Raw genomic sequence first — 6,082 nt, forward strand, 5'->3', positions numbered from 1 at the left:
GACCCGCCGCAAGGTCCGGGAGGCCGCCGAGGAGCTGGGGTACGTTCCGCACGCGGCCGCCCGCAGCCTGCGCGCCGGGCACACCCGGATCCTGCTGCTCGTCGGCAACAGCGCCATGTACGCGCTCTACGGGGGCGTGGCGTTCCGCTCGCGCTCCAGGTCGAGGACGTCGACCCTGCGAACAATGTGTCCGACTTCGGCCTGATCGCAGGGATATCGGCGATCTTCGCCACGGTCTTCAACCCCGTCGCCGGCGCCCTGTCCGACCGCAGCGGACGGCGCAATCCCTGGACCGGCCGTGTCGACCAACTGGACCGCGATGCTGGCCTTCTCCGTGGTCAACGGGCTGACGTTCGGCTGCTACATGGCGGTGGACACGGCGCTCGTGACGATGGTGCTGCCCAAGGCCGAGGACGCGGCCCGCGACATGGGCGTGCTCAACATCGCCAACGCCGGCCCGCAGATCGTCGCCCCGTTCATCGCCTCGGTGATCGTCTCGCTCAGCGGCGGGTACACCGCGCTGTTCGTCGTCGCGGCCGTGCTGGCGGTGGCGGGTGCGCTGGCGGTGAAGCCGATCCGCAGCGTGCGCTGACCGCGACCCCGCGCCCTTGGCCAGTGCCTCTGGTCCGTGCCTCTGGTCCGTGCCTCTGGTCCGTGCCCCTGGTCCGTGGCCCAGGTCCGTGCCCCAGGTCCGTGCCTCCGGCCGGAATTCGGCGCTCCCAGAACACAGTTCACACCACCGAGAAAGGCACCACCGTGCAGCTGCACACCCACACGTGGGGCGAGGGCGACCGCATCGCCCTCCTGATCCACGGCATCATGGCCGACCACCGGACCTGGCGCCGGGTCGGCCCCGCCCTCGCCGACCACGGCTACCGCGTCATCGCCGTGGACCTACGGGGCCACGGGGCCAGCGGCCGCGGCGCCTACTGCCCGGAGCTGTACGCCGACGACGTGGTCGAGACGCTGCCGGCCGGCGCCGAGCTCGCCATCGGCCACTCCCTCGGCGGCCTGACCCTGTCGCTCGCGGTGGACCGGCTGAAGCCTCGGCGGGCGGTGTGCTCCGACCCCGGCTGGCACCTGGCCGCTCCCTCGGAGGGCTTCGGACCCGAGCTGCTGGCCCGGTTCAAGACGGCGACCAGGGAGGAGATCCGGGCGATGAGTCCGCGCTGGGAGGACGTGGACGTCGACATCGAACGGGCGACCCTGGCGCTGTGGGACGAGCAGACCGCCCTGAGCCTCGAACCGCTGCTCGGCGCCGATCTGATGCCGGCCGCGCCGGTGGTCCCGTCGCTGGTGCAGCTCGCCGATCCCAGTCAGCTGATCTCACCGGAGCGGGCGCAGCTGCTCAAGAGCCGCGGTTTCCAGGTGCGTTCGGCCGCCGGGGCCGGACACACCATCCACCGCGACGACTTCGACGGGTTCATGGCCTCGCTGGAGGGGTGGGTCTAGGCTGCCGACACCGGGCGGTCTTCGCCGGCGGCGGGGATCTCCCGGTGTCAGGCGGGGATTCCCCCAGTGTCAGAGACGGTTGCGAGACTGGTGCCATGAACGATGACACCGAACAGGACGGCCGGGTGGACCCGGGAGCCCTGCTGCTGCGGACGGACTGGAACGCGGTGGAGCACTGCTGCCCGGACGTGGCACCGGAGACGCCCGTGATCCTGCGGGAACTGCTGGACGACGACCCGCGCGTCCAGGGCTTCGCCTTCCGGTGCCTGGCCGAAGCCCTCACCCGGGGGAACGTCTTCTACACCGCCACGGCTCCCGCGGCCCGGTACGTGGCCGCGATCCTGGGGGACCCGCGGACCCTGGCACAGGTCACCGACCGCAGCGTCCACGAGATGGACGACCTGGGCCCGCAGACCCCCTTCCCGCTGCGCGCCGGCCTGATGACCTGGCTGGGCGACTCGATCGTCGATGCGATGGCCCAACAAGGGCGGCCCTACGGCGACGAGGAGGACCTCGACGCGTTCCTCGACCTCGCGCCGGAGTTCTACGCGGCCGTGCACCCCTTCCTCACCTCCGGCTCCCCCTGCATACGCGAGGCGGCCCTCGGCGCGCTCCTGCCGCTGCTGCGCCTGCCCTCCCTGGCCGACCGGGGACCCGCCCACCGTGACCGGGTCCTCGCCGCAGCCTTCGGCGCCGGCCCCCACCGCTGGCGGGCCGTCGACACGCTCTCCTCCTGGGGCGAGGACGTCTCGTCCCTGTTCTGACCGCCCCCGTCCCCAACGTCGGGGCCTTCCCTGGTAGTCGCTCGCGGCCGGCCCCCATTACCGTCTTCCTACCGAACGGTAATAGGGGGAGTGGTTCGCGATGACGGATTCTTCAGCCGGCCTGGTCGAGATGGCCGCCGCACTCGCCGAAGGCAGCGTGTCCGCACGGGAGTTGACCGAGCAGGCGCTGCGCCGGATCGCGGCGGCGCAGCCGGAGCTGAACGCCTTCCGGACCGTGCGCACCGACGCCGCGCTCGCCGAGGCGGACGCGGCGGACCGGCGGCTGGCCGCGGGCGAGCGGCTGCCCCTGCTGGGCGTACCGCTCGCGGTCAAGGACGACATGGACGTGACCGGGGAGCCGACCGCCTTCGGCTGCGCCGGGACCTTCGCCCCGAAGACCGCCGACAGCGAAGCGGTACGCAGGCTGCGCGCGGCCGGTGCCGTCATCGTCGGCAAGACCCAGACGCCGGAGCTCGGCCAGTGGCCCTTCACCGAGGGCGAGGCCTTCGGCGAGACCCGCAATCCGTGGAACCCCGCCTACTCGCCCGGCGGGTCCTCGGGCGGCTCGGCGGCGGCCGTGGCGGCGGGCCTGGTCCCGGCGGCGCTGGGCTCGGACGGAGCCGGTTCGGTCCGGATCCCCGCGGCCTGGACCCACCTGGTCGGCGTGAAACCGCAGCGCGGGCGCATCTCCACCTGGCCGGAGCCGGAATCCTTCCACGGGCTCACGGTCAACGGCGTACTGGCCCGCACCGTGGCCGACGCGGCGCTCCTGCTGGACGCCGCGAGCGGCCCGCATCCCGAGGACCTGCACCGCCCGGCCCGCATCTCGGCGGTCGAGGCGGCCCGGCGCACCCCGCGCCGGCTGCGGATCGCCCTCTCCTTCGGGATGCCCTTCACGGCCACGCCCAAGTCGCTGGACCCGCAGGTGCGTTCCGCGGTGGAGCGGCTGGCGGGGCTGCTGGAGTCGCTGGGTCACGAGGTGGTCCCGGAGGACCCGCGGTACGGCCTGATCGGCCTGACCTTCGTGCCCCGCGCGACCAGCGGCGTACGGGACTGGGCGGCGCGGGTGCCGGATCCGGCACTGCTGGACCCGCGCACGCACGAGGCGGTGCGGACCGGCCGGATCCTGGGCGGGCTCGCCCTGCGGGTCTCCCGGCGGGCGGAGGCGGCGCTGCGGCACCGGGTCGGCGAGATCTTCGGCCGTTTCGACGTGGTGCTGACCCCCACGACGGCCACGCCGCCGCTGCGCATCGGAGCGCTCGCCGGACTGGGGGCCATGGCCACGGACCGGGCGATGATAGCCGCCTGCCCGTACGCCTGGACGTGGAACGTCCTGGGGTGGCCGGGGGTGAACGTCCCGGCGGGGTTCACGGGCGAGGGGCTGCCGATGGGGGCCCAGTTGCTGGGTCCGGCGGCCTCGGAGCCGCTGTTGCTCGCGCTGGCCGCGCAGGTGGAGGCGGCGCGGGGCTGGGCGGCGCGATGGCCGGAGCCGGTGCGGGTCGCCGTATGAGGGCCCCGGGCAGGCGGGCGAGGCCACGGGCCGGGGTGTGAGGGCCACGGGCCGGTATGTGAGGCCACGGTCGGCGTGCGAGGGCCGCGGGCCCGGCGTGCGCAGGCCACGGGGCACGGCGTGCGAGGGCCGCGGGCCGGAATGCCGACGGTGAGCCTCCGTGACACGCTGAACGGGGGGATCTCGCCGGTCCGGCCGCTCGGCCGGCCCTGCACCCAAGGAGATCGACATGGCCAGTGACGCCAGCAGGCCCCAGGCAGGCCACGGGCAACCGCGCCCCTGGCACGCACCCACGTCCGGTACCACCCTCCTGGCGGGAGTGCTGATGATCTTCGGAGGGGCGATGGCGTTCCTCGAAGGGATCGCTGCCGTCGCCAGTGACGACCTGTTCGTCGTGACGCGCCACTACGTGTTCGAGTTCAGCCTGACCGGTTGGGGCTGGATCCACCTCATTCTGGGCATCGCCCTCGTCGTCGCCGGATGCGCCGTCCTCGCCGGAGCCCTGTGGGGCCGCTACTTCGGCATCGTGGTCGCCGGCCTGGGCGCGATCGCCAACTTCCTCTGGATCCCGTATTACCCCTGGTGGGCACTGGTGCTGGTCGTCGTCAACCTCTTCGTCGTCTGGGCGCTGTGCACGGGCGCGCACCGGGAATCGGACATGACCTGACCGCCGGACCCGGCTGCACCGGGTCGTGCTTCCCGGCCCGGTAACCTCGGCGGGATGACGGCACTTTCGCATCACGGCAACGGCTACACCGACCAGCCTGGCCGCGACGGGGACACGGCTACCACCGAGGCCGACCCCCGCGCCATCGGCCCCGTGCGCACCGCGTACGCGCCCGACCCCGACGGGGACCCCGATCCCGGCGAAATCGTGTGGACCTGGGTCCCCTTCGAGGAGAACGACGGCCGCGGGAAGGACCGGCCGGTGCTGGTCGTCGCGCGGGAGGCGGGCGGGCGGACCCTGCTGGCCGTACAGCTGTCCAGCAAGCGGCACGACCACGACCGGGAGTGGGTGCCGATCGGGACCGGCCCGTGGGACGGCGCGGGCCGGGAGTCCTGGGTGGACGTCGACCGGGTGCTCCGGGTGCACGAGTCGGGAATGCGGCGCGAGGCCTGCGCGCTGGACCGCGGACGCTTCGGGCTGGTCGTCGACCGGCTGCGCGAGCGCTACGGCTGGACGTAGCACGGGACGCCGGACGTAGCACGGGACCGCACGGGCGCCGGACGGACGGACACGGGACCGGACGGGCACGGACGGCCGCGGTCACCCGGGGCCCGGACGACGGGCACGGGGCCGGACAGGCATGGACCGCCGCCGTCACCCGGGCCCCGGGCGCCCGTCCTCGGGCCCCGGCGCCCGCCGTCAGCCCCCGAATCCGGCGAAGGCCCGCTCGAACGCCTCACGCGTCTCGGGCTTGCGGTCCAGCACCCCGAACACCACCCGCTCGAAGACCCCGGCGAACCGGCCCGCCAGCAGGCCCCGGAAGGCCTCGGCCACCTCCGCCGGGTCGTTCTGGAACACCCCGCAGCCCCACGCCCCCAGCACCAGCCGCCGGTAGCCGTGCAGCGCCGCCACCTCCAGCACGAGCTCCCCCCGCCGGACCAGCGCCGCGGGGATCTCGGCCACCCGCTGCGGCTCCTGGCGCCGGATCGTGCCCGCGTTCGGGGCGGGCGAGGTGAGGAAGCCGACCCGGAACGGGGTCTCCAGCAGGGCGCCCCCGTCGTCGCGGAAGACGGGCACCCCGGGCGAGTGAATCACCCGGTCGGTGTAGAAGGTGCTGCGCTCCGCTCGGTGGACCTCGTAGTACTCCGGGGCCTCCAGCAGCGTCGCGTAGAGGGCCGAGGCGCGGCACAGCGCCTCCTCCTGGGCCTTGGCCCCGCGGACGTAACCGCCCCCGGGATTGCGGGCCGAGGCGAAGTTCAGCGCCGCCACCGGGGCCGCGTCCGGGCCTGCCGGGGCGTCCGGTCCGCCCGTCGCGAGCCTGCGGGCCGCGACCGTGGTGCTCTCGCCCGTGACCTCGACGGCCGTCGTCCCGCCCCCACGGACGAGCTCTCCGTCTGGAACGACCCGGTTTGGTCCATATATCCTGGTTCCGGCCTTGGCGTCCGCCAGGGCGGCGGCGAGGGATACCTGCCGTCCCGACCGCGTCCGGTAGCCGCCGGCCGCCAGGATCTCCGCGTTCTCCCGCGCGATCTCGCGCAATCTGCTGCTCACGCCGCCATCCTCTGCACCCCGGCCACCGGCGGCAAAGGAATTTGTGCCCCAGGGAGGGGTAGGCACGGGTGATGTCACGGCCGACGACAGGAGACGAGGACCCGGTATGCCCCAGGACTCACCCACTCCCCCACGCGC

At 73.9% G+C, this 6,082-nt stretch carries 7 protein-coding genes and 1 pseudogene; 7 read left to right on the plus strand and 1 reads right to left on the minus strand.

Going from position 1 to position 6,082, the window contains the following annotated elements; genetic code table 11:
* The 7 genes and pseudogenes from PV721_RS40105 to PV721_RS40135 form a co-directional block, all read left to right on the plus strand.
* Positions 1–100: pseudogene (locus tag PV721_RS40105) on the plus strand (LacI family transcriptional regulator); the annotation flags it as partial.
* Positions 101–298: 198 nt separating this feature from the next.
* Positions 299–592 (plus strand): MFS transporter, encoded by a 294-nt coding sequence (locus PV721_RS40110; RefSeq protein ID WP_319733312.1) that lies wholly within the window; start codon positions 299–301, stop codon positions 590–592.
* Between the two features lie 164 nt (positions 593–756).
* Positions 757–1,452 carry an alpha/beta hydrolase gene (locus PV721_RS40115; protein ID WP_319733314.1) on the plus strand — a complete coding sequence of 232 codons (696 nt, stop codon included), beginning with the start codon at positions 757–759 and terminating at the stop codon, positions 1,450–1,452.
* Positions 1,453–1,547: 95 nt separating this feature from the next.
* The gene (locus PV721_RS40120; RefSeq protein ID WP_319733316.1) at positions 1,548–2,216 is read left to right on the plus strand and encodes a hypothetical protein; all 669 of its coding nucleotides are present in this window, start codon (positions 1,548–1,550) and stop codon (positions 2,214–2,216) included.
* A gap of 100 nt (positions 2,217–2,316) precedes the next feature.
* Entirely contained in the window at positions 2,317–3,726 is a 1,410-nt protein-coding gene (locus tag PV721_RS40125; RefSeq protein WP_319733317.1) for an amidase, read from the plus strand.
* A gap of 229 nt (positions 3,727–3,955) precedes the next feature.
* Positions 3,956–4,393 (plus strand): hypothetical protein, encoded by a 438-nt coding sequence (locus PV721_RS40130; protein ID WP_319733319.1) that lies wholly within the window; start codon positions 3,956–3,958, stop codon positions 4,391–4,393.
* Positions 4,394–4,447: 54 nt separating this feature from the next.
* Positions 4,448–4,912, plus strand: a complete 465-nt coding sequence (locus PV721_RS40135; RefSeq protein WP_319733321.1) for a type II toxin-antitoxin system PemK/MazF family toxin — start codon at positions 4,448–4,450, stop codon at positions 4,910–4,912.
* 180 nt (positions 4,913–5,092) lie between these two features.
* On the opposite strand, the gene PV721_RS40140 is transcribed toward PV721_RS40135, so the two are convergent.
* A complete protein-coding gene (locus PV721_RS40140; protein ID WP_319733323.1) occupies positions 5,093–5,944 on the minus strand; it encodes a TIGR02452 family protein in 852 nt (283 codons plus the stop codon).
* Positions 5,945–6,082 lie beyond the last annotated feature (138 nt).

It is taken from the genome of Streptomyces sp. MB09-01 (assembly GCF_033794505.1).
Classification (GTDB): domain Bacteria; phylum Actinomycetota; class Actinomycetes; order Streptomycetales; family Streptomycetaceae; genus Streptomyces.

Excerpts from the sequence above, each read along its gene's own strand:
- PV721_RS40120 (WP_319733316.1), top strand. The coding sequence starts at position 1,548 with ATGAACGATGACACCGAACAGGACGGCCGGGTGGACCCGGGAGCCCTG.
- PV721_RS40125 (WP_319733317.1), top strand. The coding sequence starts at position 2,317 with ATGACGGATTCTTCAGCCGGCCTGGTCGAGATGGCCGCCGCACTCGCC.
- PV721_RS40130 (WP_319733319.1), top strand. The coding sequence starts at position 3,956 with ATGGCCAGTGACGCCAGCAGGCCCCAGGCAGGCCACGGGCAACCGCGC.
- PV721_RS40135 (WP_319733321.1), top strand. The coding sequence starts at position 4,448 with ATGACGGCACTTTCGCATCACGGCAACGGCTACACCGACCAGCCTGGC.